A 16,582-nucleotide genomic window follows, 5' to 3' on the forward strand; every position below is an offset into this window, starting at 1 on the left:
AGGCTCACGTTCCGAGTGCACAAGTGTCAGCAGAACGCTCGCGGTAGGGGACGAACGAGTTCCTGATCGTCCCTCGCTCAGCGCGTTTCTCTACGGAGTGACGTCATCCTTTTGATGGATTTTGGGGTCGGCGGGACGGATGATGGCACTGCGGCCAAGGGCGGCTGGGATGAGTGGGTGCGTTCGTTCTCAGAGTCTTTATCCCGTTCGTTGACCTCACGCCGTGGTGCGTGGGTGTGGCTTGTCGCCGGTGCTCTGGTGTTGGTGGCGCTTATCGGCGGCTTCGGTCGTGCTTCGATGACGGCATCGAACCAGAGCGCACCGCCGGATTCGGAGTCCGCGCGGGTTGCTGCGCTGACGGATGAGTTTCCCGGTGCGGACGAGCGCACGTTGATCGTGGTGGCTTCCACCACTGACGGTGCCTCGTTGAGCGATGCGCAGAGCGAGGAGCTTGCGCAAGTTGCTGCTGATCTCGGAGAGCTCGAAGAGGCGAAGGTGCTCGGACCGTTTCCGAGCGACGATGGCCGCGCTGCGGTGGTACAGGTCACCGCACCGGTGACGGACGAGGGCACGGCCGCGGACCGCGTGCTTGTCGAGAAGGTGCGCGAACTCGTTGCCCACGAACGTGTCGGTGGTGTGACGTTGCACGTCACAGGAGGCCCGGCGTTCGGGGTGGATGTGGCGTCCGCTTTTGATGGTGCGGACTTCACGCTGCTTTTGGTGACGATCGGAATCGTCGCCGTTCTATTGATCTTCACGTATCGTTCCCCACTGTTGTGGCTGTTTCCGCTGGTAGTTGTGGCGGTGGCTGACCAGGCGGCGAGCAAGGTGACAACGGCGTTGGGTGGGGCGCTGGGGTTGTCGTTTGACACGGGCATCGTCAGTGTTCTGGTGTTCGGCGCGGGGACGAACTATGCGCTACTTCTGATCTCCCGCTACCGGGAGAACCTCGTGGTGGAGCCGGATCATCGCCGTGCGCTTGCGTCGGCGTGGCGCGGAACGGCTCCGGCGATTCTGGCGTCCAATGTGACGGTCGTTCTGTCGTTGCTGACGCTCGTGCTGGCGGTCATCCCGGGTACCCGTGGGCTGGGTATCGCGTGTGCGCTGGGGCTGGTGATCGCCCTCGCGGCGGTGCTGCTGGTGCTGCCCCCGGCGTTGGCGGTGAGTGGACGTGGGGTGTTTTGGCCGTTCGTGCCCCGCGCGGGAGAGGGCACGGGGTCGCAGGGTAGGGTCTGGCGGACGGTAGCGGCGCGGGTGGTGCGTCGGCCGCTGCTGCCGCTGGTCGGCGGGGTGGCACTGTTGGCGGTGATGGCGGCGGGATTGTTCGGTGCGTCGATCGGTCTCAGTCAGGTGGAGAAGTTCCGTGTCCCTTCGGACTCGGCCGAGGGGCTCGTGGTGCTGGGGGAGCATTTCGACGCCGGCCAGGCGCAGCCGTTCGTCGTCATCGCGCGGGAAGCCGACACGGCGGCAGTGACCGACGCGGCCGAGACGGTGTCGGGGGTCGTTCGGGTGACGGCCTCGGGCACCAGCACTGACGGTGAGCTGGTGCGACTGTCGGTGGTGGGTGAGCCTGCCCCGGGGACACCGGAGAGCCGGGTGCTGGTCGGCGAGCTTCGGGAGGCGGTACACGCCGTCACTGGTGCGGATGCACTGGTGGGCGGGCAGGGCGCCGAAGACGTGGATGCACGCGAAGGGAACCTGCGTGACTTCCTGGTGATCGCTCCACTGATCCTCATCCTCACGTTCCTGGTGCTCGTGGTGCTGCTGCGAGCTTTGGTGGCGCCCCTGGTGCTGTTGATCGTCAATGCGTTCAGCGCGGTCGCCGCGATCGGGGCCGGTGCGTGGTTGGGTCGTGTCCTGTTCGGATGGGATGCCCTGGATCTTCAGGTGCCGCTGTTGTCGTTCCTGTTCCTTGTGGCGCTCGGCGTGGACTACACGATCTTTCTCGTGCATCGGGTGCTTGCTCAGGCGCGCACGGAGGGAACCCGTGCCGGGATGGTGACGGCCCTTGCGACGACGGGCGGTGTGATCACCAGCGCAGGCATTGTGCTTGCTGCTGTGTTCGCCGCGCTGGGGCTGCTGCCGCTGGTCACGCTGGGACAGATCGGTTTGATCGTCGGGATCGGTGTCCTCGTCGACACACTCGTCGTGCGCACCCTTGTCGTCCCCGCATTGTTCTCTCTCTTCGGGGATCGAATGTGGTTGCCCAGCCGCCCGGCGGCTCACGCCCTGCAGTCGGGCGCGGGAGAATCGGAGCATGCCGACCCTCAGAGCGCCGTTGCCGAGTCCCGATGACTCGTCGACGCACCGTGGAGGCGGGGATCGGGTGAGTTGGGCGATCCGGCTCGGGCAGTCGGTCATCACTGTGGTGCTTGTGGTGATCGCCGCGATCCGTGCCGTCGCGGACGGCACCCCGGTGCCGTGGGCGCTGGCGTTGTCGTTGATCTTCGCGGGATGGTACTTCGGCGGGTTGATCCTCGCCGGCCGCACCCGCGATCCTGTCCTCGCGATCTGGTGGCTCACCGGGCTGGCGCTGATCTGGGTGGGTACCGTCACCGTGTCAGCCGAGTTCGTGTGGCTGGCGTTCCCGCTATGGCTGCTGGCCGGGTTCATCCTGCACCTGCGATGGGCGATCCCCTTCAGTGTGATCATTCTTGTCGTGGTGATCGCGGCGCCGCTGCTGCATACCGGGTCCACCACGTATGCGAATGTCATCGGCCCGCTCGTGGGCGGTGTTTTCGCGTTCGGCATCGCCCGCGGCTACCTCGAGCTGGTCCGAGACGGCCGTGAGCGGAAACGCCTGATCGCGTCGCTGGTCACCGCGCAGGAGGAGACGGCACAGCTGCAGGACGAACTCGCCCGCACACAACGGGAATCCGGGGCGGGGATCGAACGAGTCCGTGTGTCACGGGACATTCACGACACCGTCGCGCAAGCGCTGTCGTCGATCGGGATCTTGGCGCGCTCCGCGCAGACGACATCCCCCGATCAGGTTGGGGTCACCTTGGGGCAGATCGATCAGCTCGCCCGCGACGGCCTCGTCGACGCGCGGCGGATCGTGAACGCGATGACCCCCGCGGAACTGGAGGGGTCAGCGCTGGGTGACGCGCTACGCAGGATGCTGTCCAGGCTGCAAAACGAGACCGGCATCCGCACCGACCTGCATATCGATGACGGCCTTCCAGCTGTCTCGATGGGCGCGGAGGTTGCGCTGCTGCGGACAGCGCAATCGGCCCTGGCCAACATTCGCGCCCACGCCGGCGCGACCAGGGTCGTGGTGACCATCGCGGATGCTGGTGACAGCATCCGCCTGGACATCGTTGACGACGGCGCGGGATTCGATGTCACCGGATGGGACGCCCGGTCGTCGGGTCGTTCCGATGGCTCCGGCTATGGGTTGCGCGCGATGCGGTCCCGTCTGCGGGAGTTGGGCGGCGACCTCGATGTGGAAAGTGCCCCGGGCGACGGGGTGGCCCTGTCCGCGTCCCTCCCGATCGCCGCGCCGAAAGAGGCATGATGAGCGTCCTGCGCGTGATGCTCGTCGATGACCATCCCATCGTCCGGGCGGGCATGCGCTCCCTGTTCCCCGCCGGTGGAGACGTGGACGTGGTCGGTGAGGCCTCTACCGGGGAAGAGGCCATCGCGCTCGCCCGGCACCTGCATCCCGACGTCGTGCTGTGCGATCTGCGTCTAGGCGCGGGGATAGACGGCGTTGAGACGACCCGGCAGCTCCGTGGCCTGAACGCTCCTCCTGCCGTCGTGATCCTCACCACCTTCGACCGGGATGCGGAGATCCTCGGGGCGGTGGAGGCCGGCGCCGCTGGCTACCTACTGAAAGACACCCCCGCGGAGCAGATCACCGCCGCGATCCGCGACGCGGCAGCCGGGCGGGTTGTACTGTCACCCGAGCTCACCGCCCGCATGGTGCAGGTCATGCGCACCCCACGTGTGAAACTCACCGATCGTGAACTCGAGGTGCTACGACTGCTGGAAAGCGGCGCATCCAACCGAGACATCGCGAAAACACTGTTTGTCACCGAAGCGACGGTTAAAACTCATCTCGTGCATGTATTCGACAAGCTCGGTGTCGACAGTCGCTCCCGTGCCGTCGCGACCGCGCGGGAGACCGGCATCCTCTGAACCCAGCATGACCGTCACGATCTCCACCCTTTGGACGATCCGGCGATGACCGACGACGGCGAGGGTGGAGAGTGATCTTGAAAGGAATCCGCATGCGCCGCCTGTTCTACGCTTCGTTCGCTTACATGATCATCGGGGTGCTCTCCGGCTTGTTCTACCGCGAGTTCACGAAGCTCAACGATTTCCCCGAGGGCCAGTTCACCCAGCTCGGCCTCGCCCACACGCACCTGCTCACCCTCGGCTTCATCGTGCTGCTGATCGTGCTCGTCCTCGAGAAGGTATTCACCCTCTCGCGCAGCAAGCTGTTCGGCTGGTTCTTCTGGCTGTACAACGCCGGCGTGATCCTCACCTCCGCGATGCTGATCTGGCACGGCAGCCTCACCGTCCTCGGCCAGGAGTCCAGCAAGATGATCGCCGGGATCGCCGGCACCGGCCATATCCTCCTCACCGCTGCCATGGTGCTGCTGTTCCTCGCGCTCGGTCGTGCCATCACGCGTGACCGCGCCCAGAACACCATCAGTGGCGACCGGGCAGTCGTCGACCCGTCATGACAACTGCCGACGCTCGCATCGACACACCGCCGACCCGGCGCGAATGGGTCGCGTTGGCGGTGTTGTCGATCGGGCTCGGCCTGATCGTGCTGGACGGCACGATCGTCGGTGTGGCGCTGCCGAACATCATCGCGGATCTGCACCTGGATCTCACCGATGCGCAGTGGGTGAACAGCCTTTACGCGGTCGTGCTCGCAGCCCTGCTGCTGTCCACCGGAAAACTCGCCGACCGGTGGGGTCGGAAAGGACTGTTCCTTGCCGGCCTCGTCGTGTTCATGCTGGGCAGTCTGCTCGCCGCCGCCGCCGACGCATCCGGACCCCTCATCGCGGCCCGCGCGGTGCAGGCTGTCGGCGCGGCTCTGATCATGCCCGCGACATTGTCGACGGTCAACGCCGTGTTCCGCGGCCGCTACCGCGCCGCAGCGTTCGGTGTGTGGGGCGCGGTGATCTCCGGGGCGGCCGCGATCGGACCCCTCGCCGGCGGGGCGCTCACGCAGTGGGCGTCCTGGCACTGGATTTTCCTCGTGAACATCCCGCTTGGCGCGCTCGTGTTCGTCGCCGGCATCCTGACCGTCCCGGCCACGCGTGCCGGGTCACACCGCCCTGGCGCCGACGTCGATGGAGCTCTTCTGTCGGCGATCGGATTTGGAACGCTCGTGTTCGCCGTCATCGAAGGCCCGGATCTTGGGTGGTGGACGCCGAAGGGGGAGCTGAAGATCTTCGGCTGGGTGTGGCCGGCGGATGCGGCGGTCTCAGCTGTGCCTGTCGCGTTCGCCGTTTCGGCCGTTTCGCTGACCCTGTTCGTGATCTGGGAACGCCACCGCGAAAAAGTGCAGCGTTCCGCGCTGCTGGATCTCGGCCTCTTCGTCTTGCCCACCTTCTCCTGGGGCAACCTCACCGCAGCGATGGTCGCGGTGGGAGAGTTCGCGATCATTTTTGTGCTCCCGCTCTACCTGATCAACGCGCTCGGGCTCAGCGTCATGACCGCCGGCCTCGTACTCGCAGCGATGGCTGTGGGAGCATTCCTCTCCGGTGCATCCGCCCGTCATCTCGCCGCCCGGTTCGGGTCCCCCGGAACCGTGCTGCTCGGCCTTGCCCTCGAAGTGATCGGGATCGTAATCCTCGCACTGATCATCAGCTCCACCACGCCGGGTTGGCTGCTCGCTCTGCCGCTCGTCGTCTACGGGGTAGGGCTCGGGCTTGCGTCCGCGCAGCTCACCGGGACCGTGCTGCGTGACGTGCCGGTAGACGCATCCGGGCAAGGTTCGGCCACGCAAAGCACCGTGCGGCAGGTCGGCTCCGCGCTCGGCACCGCGTTCGCCGGCGCGGCACTGTCGATCGCGCTCGCTCTCACCCTTCCCGCGGCACTCAGCGACGCCGGCTTCACCGGTACGGAAGCGGATCAGCTAGCCGACGCCACGCGGCAGTCGGCCGGCACCACGATCACCCAGCTTCAAGCCCAAGGGGCCACTGGCCCCCTCGGCGACCAGACGCAGGCTGCTGTGGACGCGCTCGCGCGCGGATTCGCGGACGGCACGCGATGGTCCCTGCTCGTCGCCTCCGGTATCCTTATCCTCGGATTTGTGGGAGCAGTTCGCCTGCGCATCGTTGCCCAGCGAACCTGAACACCCCAACGAGGAGGTGCTGACGGATGAATGTTTCAGTTGTCGTTTTGGACATTGTGATGATCGTGCTCGCCCCGATAGTCACAATGCTGCTGATCGGTGCGCTGTCTCGGCGTCTGCTCGGTGTGCGGGTCGGCATCATCCGCATCCTCATCGCCGGCCTGTTAGGACTCGCCGCGGAGATCGGATTCGAATCACAGTTCGTGTGGGGGAACGCCCAATACAGCCCGGCGCTCATTCCCGTCCAGTTCGCGATCGTGTTCTTCACCGCGACGACGTTCCTCGTGCTCGCCGAGCTGCTAGTACCACAGGGCTCTCTGTCCCGACCAGACCAGTGGGGCTCATCCGTCAGGCGGACCCTGCAGCGTGCTAGGCGATACTCCGAGCTGTCCCGCATCGCGTTCCGACACAAACTCATCCCGTTCACGATCGACCCTGCATCAACCGAAACCGCCTCTCGCGAGCGTGCCCGCCAGGCGCGCGCTCTTGCAGACGCCCTCGAGGAAGCGGGGGGAGCCTTCGTCAAAATCGGTCAACTTCTCTCGACGCGATCCGACATCCTGCCTGTCGAGTTCATCCACGCTCTCAGCAAGCTTCAGCAGCAGGTCCCCCCCGTCCCGTGGGAAGAAATTTCTCCCGTGATCGATGCCGCACTTCCACTGCCGCGGTCAGCAGTGTTCACGGAGATCGCCGAGAAGCCGCTCGCATCGGCGTCCATCGGGCAAGTACACCTCGGCATCCTGGCCACGGGCGAACGAGTCGCTGTGAAAGTGCGCAGGCCGGGGATCGTTGACCTCATCGAGCGGGACGCCGACATCGCGCTTAGAGTCGCACGGCGGCTCAGTGAAACATCCGGATGGGCACGCCAGATGGGAATCGAGGACCTCGCAGTCAGCCTCACGCAGAGCCTCCGAGACGAGGTTGACTACCGGGTGGAAGCGATGAACATGACCGCACTCGAGGCAACCAACAAGGGGCTCACCGCCGACACCCGCGTACGCATTCCCCGACACACCGCCGAATTGTGCACCGAAGATGTGCTCGTCATGGAGTACATGGAAGGTCGCACACTCGCCGCCGGTCCAACCGCTCTCGCCGAGTTAAGTAACGAGACCCGGCAGACGCTGGCTACGCGACTCTTTAGGTCGACGCTTGCGCAAATCATGGACGCAGGCGTCTTCCACTCGGACTTGCACCCTGGAAACGTGCTGCTCACCACCGACGGGAATCTTGCACTCCTTGACTTCGGGTCAGTGGGACGGCTTGATTCCACCATTCGCGCCCAGATCACCGACGTCCTTCTCGCCTACTCCCGTGGCGACGCGACCGCCTTCTCCGACGCACTACTCGCCTTTGTCGAAGCCCCTGACGACCTCGACGAGTTCGTTCTACGACAACAAATCGGGGAGTTCATGGCCCGCCACCTCGGGCCGGGCGCGGCACTGGATGCCTCCGCTTTCGCCAAAGTTGTCTCGATACTCACCGCGCACGGACTCGCCGTCCCCGCTGAGCTAACCGTGCCGTTCCGTGCGATCGCAACGGTCGAGGGCACACTCCAGATCCTGTGGCCATCCTTCGATCTCATCGAGGCGTCCACCGCATATGGAGAGACCCGTGCCGGCGCCGCACGCACTCCCGCCGCTGTCGCCCGCTCCGCCGCCGACGAACTGCTCAGCCTGCTCCCGCTCCTGCGAAAACTTCCGCAACGCATCGATCGAATCACCGGGAACCTGGCCGCCGGGCGATTGAGCGTCAACGTGCGTCTGCTCGCCGACCGCCGTGATCGCCGTGTACTTCGCGACTTCGTTAACCTCGCCGCCATTGCCTTCCTCGCGGGCGTCTTCGGAATCATGGCCGCGATGCTCCTCACAAGCACTGGTGGACCGGTGGTCACCCCCACCCTCACCCTCTTCCAAATCTTCGGATACCTACTGCTCGTCGGATGCGGCGTCCTCGCACTTCGGGTCTTCTTCGACACCTTCCGTCGACGATAAGACCAGTTGTCGTAAACGGCGCCGTTGAGATCACCGTAGAGAGGCGTCGTAGCGCTTCCGAAAGGGTTGAGAACTCGTCGACACCCCGATCAGCGGTGGACGAGACAGTCACCGCGTTGAGGGGAACGATCTAAAGAGCGGGCCGGAATGTGTCACGCCAACTTCGATATCAGCGGCTCAACCTCGCCAACTTTCGTGACATTCGGTGTCATCTCACTGCGTTCCCGACAACAATTGTCGGGAATGCGTTCGGGTGACACAAACCGGCGATGCGTGACACAGGCGGGCGGTCGAATGACATCGAGTGTCACGACACGCCGATGACGACGACGGGTAGTTCTTCGCCGAGGAAGAACATCGGAACTGGATAGAGGAGCGATGGGGCTCCGATCAGCCCATCATCCTCGCAACGTCAGACACCGACTTCGCTTGCGAGAGGTGATGCGGGTGCTCCCAGTAGCTGGGCCTCAGCGGATCGTCCCCCGACGCCAGACATCGTCGACTGAGCTCCACTGGATTTCGCGCCAGGACGACAGCACGCATCAGAAGTCCGGCCATCACGGATGGGCTGTCGTCGGACGGGATCTCGGCGATCGAGACTGGGCGGCGATCGATCCTCAGCCCTTGCGCAGGTCGAAGGGCGTCCGCTTCAGATTCACGCCCAGCCTGTATTTCTGGCAGCCGACCGGGACACACGTGTGGTGCGAGTCTCAGGAGGAGCGCTGGGAGGTCCTCTGGTTGGAGTTCAGCGGACAGGTTGAGAAGCTGTGGGCGCAGCCGGTAGCGATTACCTTCGGGCACGGATCGCGGTTATCGGGATACTCGCACTTTCCTGATCTGATGGCGCTCTTCACAGATGGCTCGTACGGCCTGCTCGACGTGCGTCCCGCCGATCTGATCGACGACGCGGCGCGCGTTCAGTTCGGTGAGACCGCGGCCGTTTGCGATGCGCTCGGGTGGCGCTACCGGGTGCTGACAGGCCACGACACACGGGCGACCGGCAACCTCGACAGCTTGTCGGCGTCTCGCCACGACCGCTGCCGACCTGGCCACCAGACGGAAACGCTCATCCTGAGCGCAGCGCGCGGAGGGCGAAGCCGCGGCGATCTCTGTCAGATCGCCTCTCCCGATTGCCCGCCACTCGCATGCGCGTGGGTCGACAACCTTGCATGGCGCCGACTACTTCACGTCGATCTCGGTGGTGTGTTCAGTAGCGAGACGGTCTATACGACAACCGAAGCGGCATCGACAGGAGCGGCGGCATGACCAGCGAGGAGTACAAGCTCAAGCTCGGCGACAAGGTCGAGATAGATGGGGATCTTTGGGTATGGGAGCGGGTGCGCCGAGGTGTGGAGGCAACACTTCGACGCGACGGCGCCGAGGACGATTGGCTGGTCATCTCGATGCCCGAACTCATCGGCTTCGCTGGCACCGCCCGTCGACAGTCGAGCACGCCGCTTCGCCCCACCGCAGGGGACTGGCCGGCTGACGTGCTCGACATGGAAAAGCACCTGCTCGAGGTCTTCCGCGGCGTGCCAATGGACCCGAACGCGGTCGGGGCGCGTCCGGGGTACGACCTCACCCAAACGACGCAGGAGCAGCGCATCACTGCGAAGGTCGCGGAGTTGGCTGGGACCTCGCTTGCGCGCAGCCGCAAAGCGCTGTTCAACTACTGGAAGGTCTACGAGTCGGAGGGCGTCGCCGGGGTGGATGCTCGGTTGCACCCGAAGGGTAAGAAACAGTTGGTGATCAGCAAGGCGGATCCTCGCCTCGTCGCCGTCATCGATCGCGAGCTCGACCGTCGAACCAACCTGCACACGAGCAGCCGCCGTCACTGCGCCGCCCTCGTGCGGCGCACGCTAGAGGCGATGTACCCAGGCGACGCGATCTGCGATGTGAAGGCCACAACCCTCCAGGGATACATCAACGAGCGGGATGCCGGCCGATACAGCTTCGCGAAAGCGACGACGCGTCGCAACACATCCAACAGTCCGGATCGGGAGTACTTCTCCGGCAACACTCATCGTCTCGGACAGGTGTGCGAGATCGACTCGACGACGCTGGACGTCCTGGTGTGGGATGAGAAGGGCAACGAGTTCCGCCCCGTCGTGACCGCGCTCTTCTGCGTCGCAAGCAGAGTTCCGTTGGCGTGGGCAATCCACGCCAATCGGCCGAACGGGTTCGATCACGCGCTGCTCCTGGCCAGAGCGATTGTCGGACGCAGGGCCTTGCCCGGCTCATCCGCCGCTGCGCTCTCGGGTTCCGCGACGCTCCCCGCGGAGCTGATGAAGAGGATCAATCCCTACCTCGACGACGAATCGCTCGCCGTGCCATGGATCTTTCCGCACGCGATCACCGTCGACGGCGGCGCCGACTTCCGGTCAGCAACCTTCGAGGCCGCCTGTCGGGCCTACGGAATCACGCTCGTCCTCGCCCCGCCGAACGCCGCGGCCACAAAGCCCCACGTCGAACGAAACTTCGGCACGACGTCGACGGACTTCGCACAGTGGTTGGTCGGCTCGACGGGCAACTCGGTTGCTAACCGTGGGAAGCGCGACAATCCGACTCTCACGCTGGATTCGGTACGGCTCGCCTTCGATGCCTGGATTACGACGGTCTTCTTGAACAAGCAGCACGGCGGACTGCGCTCTCCGCTGTTCCCCGGTCGCGAGTGGACACCGAACCAGATGTACGCGGCATTGTTCGAAGTCGGCCCCGGAGTTCAGCTTCCGTTCCGAGCGGAGGACTTCCTTGCTCTCCTTCCCTCCGAAGGCCGAATCATCAGCGACGAAGGGATCGAGTTCCGGAATCGCAAGTACGACTCGCCGCTGTTGGCGGACCTTCGAAACCGCTCTCTCTCAGGTGCTCCCGCCGGCTCGCGGCAGGCGCGCACGTTCGCTATCCGCTTCGATCCTTGCAACGACAATGCCGTCTGGGTTCAGCATCCCGAAACGGAGGAATGGATCGAATGCTGGGACAAGGGGATCGACGATCGGGGCGCGTGGATGGCGGCCGAGACCGAGGTCCGGCTGGTTGAGCGCTTTGGAACCGGCGCGCCGAGCGAGAGGCCGATGACGGCTGAGCTCCTCGACGAGATCGAACGGCGGGCTCGCAACGACAAGCGGGCTCGAAGCCGCCAACTCAAGGGAGGTTCACCCGGACTCGAGGACGCCGTAACTCCCCCCGTAGAACCCGTCGCGTTCGAGCTCGTCGACGGGACCGCACCAATCAGCATCGACGACATCGACTGGAGCTCCGCGCGCTACGACATCGTCACGGTGAAGGATCTGCGCCCGTGACTCTCGACGCACTGGTGCTTGAGCACGCGAGCAAGACCACACTCCCCGGTCTGCGCGAGGCGCTCTTCGCGTTGCCAGCAGCGCCCCCCTCGATCTCGTTCACGGACTACCAAGCACTGCCTGCGGATCAACGCGAGCTCCACGATCAGGCGCGGGATGACTTCGTGCGCCTGACCTTGAGGGTGCCCACCCCGGAGCAGGATCTCAGCACACGCATCCTGGCGCGACTCATCCGATCGAACCCGCGACGCAAGAACTCGCGCCGCGGCCTGATGATCTCAGCGCCACTGTTCTACGGGAAGACCGAGCTCGCCCTCCTCCTCGCCCGATCCGTTGAGAATGATCACGCAAAGCACGCCCCGAACTACCGCGTCGACGGTGAAGTGCCAGTTGTCTGGGTGGAGATGACGGAGAACGCAACGGGGAAGTCGCTGCTGACGCAGATCATCCGGTTCCTGGCGCCGACGGCGACCGTGGCCGCATCGAGCAACACAGATGTACTCCGAGTGCTCGCGGTGAACCTTCTCCGCGCCCATCGAACCAAGCTGCTTGTGATCGACGAGGCGCACCACTTGGGAGGAAAAGAGCCGTCCAGCGTCATCAAGGCACTGCAGAACGAGTCGACGACGACAGTCGCCCTGGTAGGAATCGACCTCGGCAGTGGCACGGCATTCGGATCGGGTCACGGGATGCAGGTCACCATGAGATGCGACATGGTCGAGCTGCGTGAAGTGAACATCGAGAACGACGCGGGACTCGCGCTCTGGACTCTCTGGGTGGCAACCTTCGACAGAAATCTCCCCCTCTGTGGTCACACCCCCGGCATGCTCACCCGCAACGCCCTCTCGCTCCATAAAGCGACTCGAGGGCGACTCGCGGTGCTTGCTTTGGTGGTCGAGCGCCTGGTCGCATCGATCCTCGACGACGATTTCCGTCAACACGAAGACGTCACCAAGCAGCAGCTGTTCGCTGTCTTGGATGGAATCCGGCACACCACTCCGATCCGCCACAAGGTGAGACTCGAAGACCTGGTCGACGCCGCGTGACCGACACCCGAGCGTGGCCGATCCGGCCCAAGTGGCATCGACTGGAGTCACCGCGCTCATACGCCCAACGCCAATGTCGAGCCGCGGGCGTTCCGTTCGAGGACGTCGAACGAGGTCTCACCTCCCCGGCACAGCCGTACATCTATCGGGTGTGGAAGGACGAGGCCGCAGCAGCGGTCACCGTAGAGGCTGCCGCTGGACGCGCCCCCGGCCACTATCTTCGGCTCCGGCGCATCGCCCAGCCCGACCAAGCCGTGAAGTATCACCCGCGGTTCCTCTGTCGATTATGCGCCGCTGGTGATCGAGTCGAGCAAATTCCCCACGACCGCGAGAACTGGTGCCTGCGGCACCCTGGGCAGATGGTGTGGACAGGGCCGGGCAGTACTCCGGAATCCCAGCTCGTGCTCGCTTACGACGGCATCCAAGCAAAAGCTGAGCGCGCGTTTCGGCGGATGGTTGCCTCGGGTCGCGTGAATGCCCGGTTGCACTCCCGTGTGTGGGAGATGGTGCGCGACAGTACTCGGCTCGTATCCGATGGGCACCACCAGGATTGCGGCGCAACTGACGACGATGCCCTTGAGGTCCGAGCACGTGCGGAGCAGTACCCGCGAACTGTCGCCCTCATGACGGCCTTGTCCGACAATGCCTCCATCGACGGCTGGCGATCCGAATCCCCAGCAACTCTTCGACGCGAGATCGCCCGATCCCTCCCCGCCGACATCGGGAGTTGTGAGGTCCTCGTAGAGCGGGTTGTCCTGTGGCTCAGGCCGATGCGCCGTGTGCTCCGCGAAACCCGTCGCGAACCACTGGATGTGCCAATGGATCTCGTAGACACGCCCAGGATCGTTTGCTCCGCCGGGCAGTATCCGAGGTGGATACAGCGCCGCCCACAGGCCGTCGCCGAATGGGACTGGGTTCGTAACGACCCGAGTTCGGACCCGTGGGAGGCGTCGAACTCGTCCAAGCGAGCTTGGTGGGTCTGCGACATCGGCCATTCCTGGGAAGCCGTCATCGCGACCCGCGCACGGGCAGGCTGCCCCTACTGCGCGGGTCAATCCGTCTGGCCCGGGCACAACGATCTCCGCACGCACCATCCTGCCGTCGCCGCCGAATGGGACGACACCCCTGGCGCCAACGCGGGAGATCCCGACCACGTCGGCGCTCAGTCCGCCCGCCGAGCGACCTGGAGATGCACAAGAGGCCACCAGTGGACAGCGACCATTAGGAACCGGACGAGACTCGGTGCGGGATGTCCATACTGCTCCGGGTACTTCGCGATCGCCGGCGAGACTGACTTGGTCACCCTCCGACCGGATCTCGCCGCCGAGTGGGACGAGGAACGCAACGGCGACCTGACAGCAACGATGGTCGGGATCGGCTCAAGCAAGAAGGCATGGTGGATCGCCTCGTGCGGTCACGGTTGGCAAGCGATGGTCAGCAAACGCGCCTCGGCCGGACAGAACTGCCCCTACTGCTCACGAAAGCGAGTGATGCCCGGCGACAACGATCTCGCCACCATACGCCCAGACCTCGCCGCCGAGTGGGACGTGAGCAATCAGCTTCGCCCGGATCAGGTGCTCCCGAAATCCGGAAGCAGAGCGATGTGGCGGTGCGCGAGGGGCCACACCTGGGAAACGACACCTCACAAGCGATCGAACGGCCGAGGCTGCCCCTACTGCGCGGGCAACCGGGTAATCGTAGGCGAGACGGACTTGGCTTCCGTCAGCCCAGAGATCGCCAAGGAGTGGAGCCCCGACAACGCGCTGAAGCCAACAGCTGTGAAGCCATTCGCGAAACGAAAGGTCAAGTGGCTCTGCGCTCGAGGGCACTCGTGGGAGGCAACCGTCGCGAGCCGATCGAAAGGGGTTGGCTGCCCGCACTGCCGCTCGCAGAACAAGCACGGAGTTTCGTCACCGCTCTGAAGTTCCCTCGACGTCAAAGCTGTGGCCGAGGGAATGCGCGGGGTCGTGGAGCGCCGCGAGATCGACACCGACTTCGCTGCGAGCTCCGCGAGAGGCCGACTCTCGCCGGCCGCTGTCCGCTCACGAACGAGCGTAACAATCTCGTCATCCTCCCGACGAAGGTCCGCGAGCCACGCATCGATGAGGAAGAACGGGATGGGCGCGTAGTCGAAAGCGTCCAGGCCGACGTGGAATTGATGCCCGACTGGACCGTTCGTCCGGTCGTGAGTGTGACCGTGAAGTAGAGGAATGCCGCGGTCGACAGGGCGATGCGAGGTGTGCCGGTCGGAGTCCTGAGTATCACCGGCGTATGGGTAGTGCGAGGCCAGCACGCGAGTCCCGTGCCGTGTGCCCTCGATGACCTCGGGGAGGACGGTCCAACCCGCTTGCTCGTAGAGCGGTGTGAAGCGTTCGATCGCGGCGCGAGATTGCGTTGCCGGAGACACTCGATCATGGTTGCCCGGGACGAGGAACTTCCGGCCGTTCAGCGACGCAGTCAGCGGTATCGACTCGGCGATCGGTCCCAAAGCGACATCACCCAGATGCAGGACCACGTCGTCATGGCCGACAGTGTCGTTCCATCGGCGAACGAGCTCAGCGTCCATCTCCGCAGCTGACGCGAACGGGCGATCAGCGAGCTCGCTGATCCGCGCATGACTGAAGTGCGTGTCGGACGTGAGGTAGTCGACCTGATCGAAGTCAAGCGTCGGATACTCGTCCGCCATAGACTCACCACCTCGGTCATCCGCGACCCCGCCGGCCCTGGTGACCCGGCTCGGACAGGAGCGCTGCTCAATTGTCCAACGGACCGTTGGACACACCCAGATCGTTCGCGGGCTTCGCTACACCGCCAACGAGGACAGCGGCGCCGGGTCGGACGACCAGGTCGACCCCGGCGACGAAGCTGATTGCCCCGAGCCTGCACCAGTAGAGCAGAAGCCAACTGCGCATGAGCTCGAGCTGCGCCTCCTGTCCGGCGAGCGGTCTGTTGTGGTCGGCGATGACGCTCAGCCAGTCCGCCGGTTCAAACATCGCGTCGAGCAGCTCAGCGACGGTTGGGCCGTCCGAGTGCTTGTCCCACCAGTCCCGCGTCGTCTCAAATGCCTGCTGCGCTGTGGACGAGCCATTTGGCTCGGACACCACACTGATCAGCGCCTCGAGGAAGGGATCGCGGACGGTCATCTGAAAGGACTCGACCTCGACGAGCTGCGTCGCCATATGAGCAGAATGCCAGATAGATCGAGCCATCGCAGGCAGGCCTCGCCGTCAGCCTGAGAAGGTGCGTAGTCCTCTGGCCTTTCAGTCCGGTTGGGACGCGTACGTCGCCGAGATCGGCGCGAACATCCACCGCCTTCGGATCGCACGCGGATACAGCCAAGACCGCGTCGCATACGAGGCGAACCTCAGCCGCTACACATACCAACAGCTCGAGCGCGGCCGGTCGAGCCCCGAGCGCACCTCGAATCCCAGGCTGATGACCCTTCTCGCGATCGCGCAGGTGTTGAAAGTTCCGCTCGACGACCTCCTCCCCGAAGGCACACCAGACCTTACTGCGCGCTGACAGCCGCCAGAAGGCGTCAGGCGACTACGAGCCTGTCGGCGCCGCCTCGTGTCCGATAGTTTCGGCCTATGAGCGACGGCAGTGACGAGGCAGTGTTCGGCGAGGATGCCGCGCGACTGGGGCGTGACCTCGGGGCGCAAGCCATCGCGTCCGATGTCGAGGCGGTCCGAGAGCGACTGTCCGCCCTCTGGGCCGATCCCGCCATCGACACCTGGCTCACGAGCGCCAACGCACATCTGGACGGAGCGCGCCCTATTGACGTGCTGGCGCTCGACGGGATCGAGACCGTCATGGAGGCTATCGACATTGAGGTAGCCGGCGGCTCTCGGTGAACCGCTTGGCGCAGGTCCGAGAACTGCTCGCGAAGGCCAGCACGCGCCTCTGATCTGACACTGCGATAGCCCG

Annotated in this window: 13 protein-coding genes and 1 pseudogene; 12 read left to right on the forward strand and 2 right to left on the reverse strand. The window is 64.9% G+C overall.

Going from position 1 to position 16,582, the window contains the following annotated elements; genetic code table 11:
* The first annotated feature begins 114 nt into the window (after window positions 1-114).
* The 10 genes from WFI52_RS09875 to WFI52_RS14200 all read left to right on the forward strand — a co-directional run bounded on the left by WFI52_RS09875 (window position 115) and on the right by WFI52_RS14200 (window position 14,577).
* On the forward strand, window positions 115-2,295 hold the full coding sequence (locus WFI52_RS09875) for an MMPL family transporter (protein WP_336627050.1): 2,181 nt from the start codon (window positions 115-117) through the stop codon (window positions 2,293-2,295).
* Window positions 2,296-2,326: 31 nt separating this feature from the next.
* A complete protein-coding gene (locus WFI52_RS09880) occupies window positions 2,327-3,517 on the forward strand; it encodes a sensor histidine kinase (protein WP_336627049.1) in 1,191 nt (396 codons plus the stop codon).
* Window positions 3,517-4,140 carry a response regulator transcription factor gene (locus WFI52_RS09885; protein ID WP_336627048.1) on the forward strand — a complete coding sequence of 208 codons (624 nt, stop codon included), beginning with the start codon at window positions 3,517-3,519 and terminating at the stop codon, window positions 4,138-4,140. Before WFI52_RS09880 ends, WFI52_RS09885 begins: the two co-directional genes overlap by 1 nt.
* Window positions 4,141-4,232: 92 nt before the next feature.
* Window positions 4,233-4,691 (forward strand): DUF2871 domain-containing protein, encoded by a 459-nt coding sequence (locus WFI52_RS09890; protein ID WP_336627047.1) that lies wholly within the window; start codon window positions 4,233-4,235, stop codon window positions 4,689-4,691.
* On the forward strand, window positions 4,688-6,316 hold the full coding sequence (locus WFI52_RS09895) for an MFS transporter (protein ID WP_336627046.1): 1,629 nt from the start codon (window positions 4,688-4,690) through the stop codon (window positions 6,314-6,316). Before WFI52_RS09890 ends, WFI52_RS09895 begins: the two co-directional genes overlap by 4 nt.
* A gap of 284 nt (window positions 6,317-6,600) precedes the next feature.
* Window positions 6,601-8,310, forward strand: a complete 1,710-nt coding sequence (locus tag WFI52_RS09900) for an ABC1 kinase family protein (RefSeq protein ID WP_336627045.1) — start codon at window positions 6,601-6,603, stop codon at window positions 8,308-8,310.
* A 624-nt stretch (window positions 8,311-8,934) separates the two neighbouring features.
* A complete protein-coding gene (locus tag WFI52_RS09905) occupies window positions 8,935-9,576 on the forward strand; it encodes a hypothetical protein (RefSeq protein ID WP_336637407.1) in 642 nt (213 codons plus the stop codon).
* Entirely contained in the window at window positions 9,573-11,609 is a 2,037-nt protein-coding gene (locus WFI52_RS09910) for a Mu transposase C-terminal domain-containing protein (RefSeq protein ID WP_336627601.1), read from the forward strand. The genes WFI52_RS09905 and WFI52_RS09910 overlap by 4 nt, the downstream gene beginning before the upstream one ends.
* Complete coding sequence (locus WFI52_RS09915; RefSeq protein WP_336627600.1) at window positions 11,606-12,655, forward strand: TniB family NTP-binding protein; 1,050 nt, start codon at window positions 11,606-11,608, stop codon at window positions 12,653-12,655. The genes WFI52_RS09910 and WFI52_RS09915 overlap by 4 nt, the downstream gene beginning before the upstream one ends.
* 818 nt (window positions 12,656-13,473) lie before the next feature.
* Window positions 13,474-14,577, forward strand: coding sequence for a zinc-ribbon domain-containing protein (locus tag WFI52_RS14200; protein WP_442927737.1), 1,104 nt, complete (start codon window positions 13,474-13,476; stop codon window positions 14,575-14,577).
* Window positions 14,578-14,711: 134 nt separating this feature from the next.
* Here the strand turns inward: WFI52_RS14200 and WFI52_RS14205 are convergent.
* Together WFI52_RS14205 and WFI52_RS09925 are read right to left on the reverse strand one after the other, a co-directional pair.
* Window positions 14,712-15,341, reverse strand: a pseudogene (locus tag WFI52_RS14205) (metallophosphoesterase); the annotation flags it as partial.
* 67 nt (window positions 15,342-15,408) lie between these two features.
* On the reverse strand, window positions 15,409-15,834 hold the full coding sequence (locus tag WFI52_RS09925) for a hypothetical protein (protein WP_336627598.1): 426 nt from the start codon (window positions 15,832-15,834) through the stop codon (window positions 15,409-15,411).
* A 61-nt stretch (window positions 15,835-15,895) separates the two neighbouring features.
* On the opposite strand from WFI52_RS09925, the gene WFI52_RS09930 reads away from it, so the two are divergent.
* Both WFI52_RS09930 and WFI52_RS09935 read left to right on the forward strand, forming a co-directional pair.
* Window positions 15,896-16,177, forward strand: a complete 282-nt coding sequence (locus WFI52_RS09930) for a helix-turn-helix domain-containing protein (RefSeq protein WP_336627597.1) — start codon at window positions 15,896-15,898, stop codon at window positions 16,175-16,177.
* A 68-nt stretch (window positions 16,178-16,245) separates the two neighbouring features.
* The gene (locus WFI52_RS09935) at window positions 16,246-16,509 is read left to right on the forward strand and encodes an antitoxin Xre/MbcA/ParS toxin-binding domain-containing protein (RefSeq protein ID WP_336627596.1); all 264 of its coding nucleotides are present in this window, start codon (window positions 16,246-16,248) and stop codon (window positions 16,507-16,509) included.
* Window positions 16,510-16,582: the final 73 nt, after the last annotated feature.

The organism is Microbacterium sp. MMO-20 (assembly GCF_037147735.1).
Taxonomy (GTDB): domain Bacteria; phylum Actinomycetota; class Actinomycetes; order Actinomycetales; family Microbacteriaceae; genus Microbacterium.

What these genes read in the sequence shown, in the direction of transcription:
- WFI52_RS09875 (WP_336627050.1), top strand. Translation starts at nt 115, where the DNA reads ATGGATTTTGGGGTCGGCGGGACGGATGATGGCACTGCGGCCAAGGGC.
- WFI52_RS09885 (WP_336627048.1), top strand. Translation starts at nt 3,517, where the DNA reads ATGAGCGTCCTGCGCGTGATGCTCGTCGATGACCATCCCATCGTCCGG.
- WFI52_RS09890 (WP_336627047.1), top strand. Translation starts at nt 4,233, where the DNA reads ATGCGCCGCCTGTTCTACGCTTCGTTCGCTTACATGATCATCGGGGTG.
- WFI52_RS09895 (WP_336627046.1), top strand. Translation starts at nt 4,688, where the DNA reads ATGACAACTGCCGACGCTCGCATCGACACACCGCCGACCCGGCGCGAA.
- WFI52_RS09910 (WP_336627601.1), top strand. Translation starts at nt 9,573, where the DNA reads ATGACCAGCGAGGAGTACAAGCTCAAGCTCGGCGACAAGGTCGAGATA.
- WFI52_RS14200 (WP_442927737.1), top strand. Translation starts at nt 13,474, where the DNA reads ATGGATCTCGTAGACACGCCCAGGATCGTTTGCTCCGCCGGGCAGTAT.
- WFI52_RS09925 (WP_336627598.1), bottom strand. Translation starts at nt 15,834, where the DNA reads ATGGCGACGCAGCTCGTCGAGGTCGAGTCCTTTCAGATGACCGTCCGC.
- WFI52_RS09935 (WP_336627596.1), top strand. Translation starts at nt 16,246, where the DNA reads ATGAGCGACGGCAGTGACGAGGCAGTGTTCGGCGAGGATGCCGCGCGA.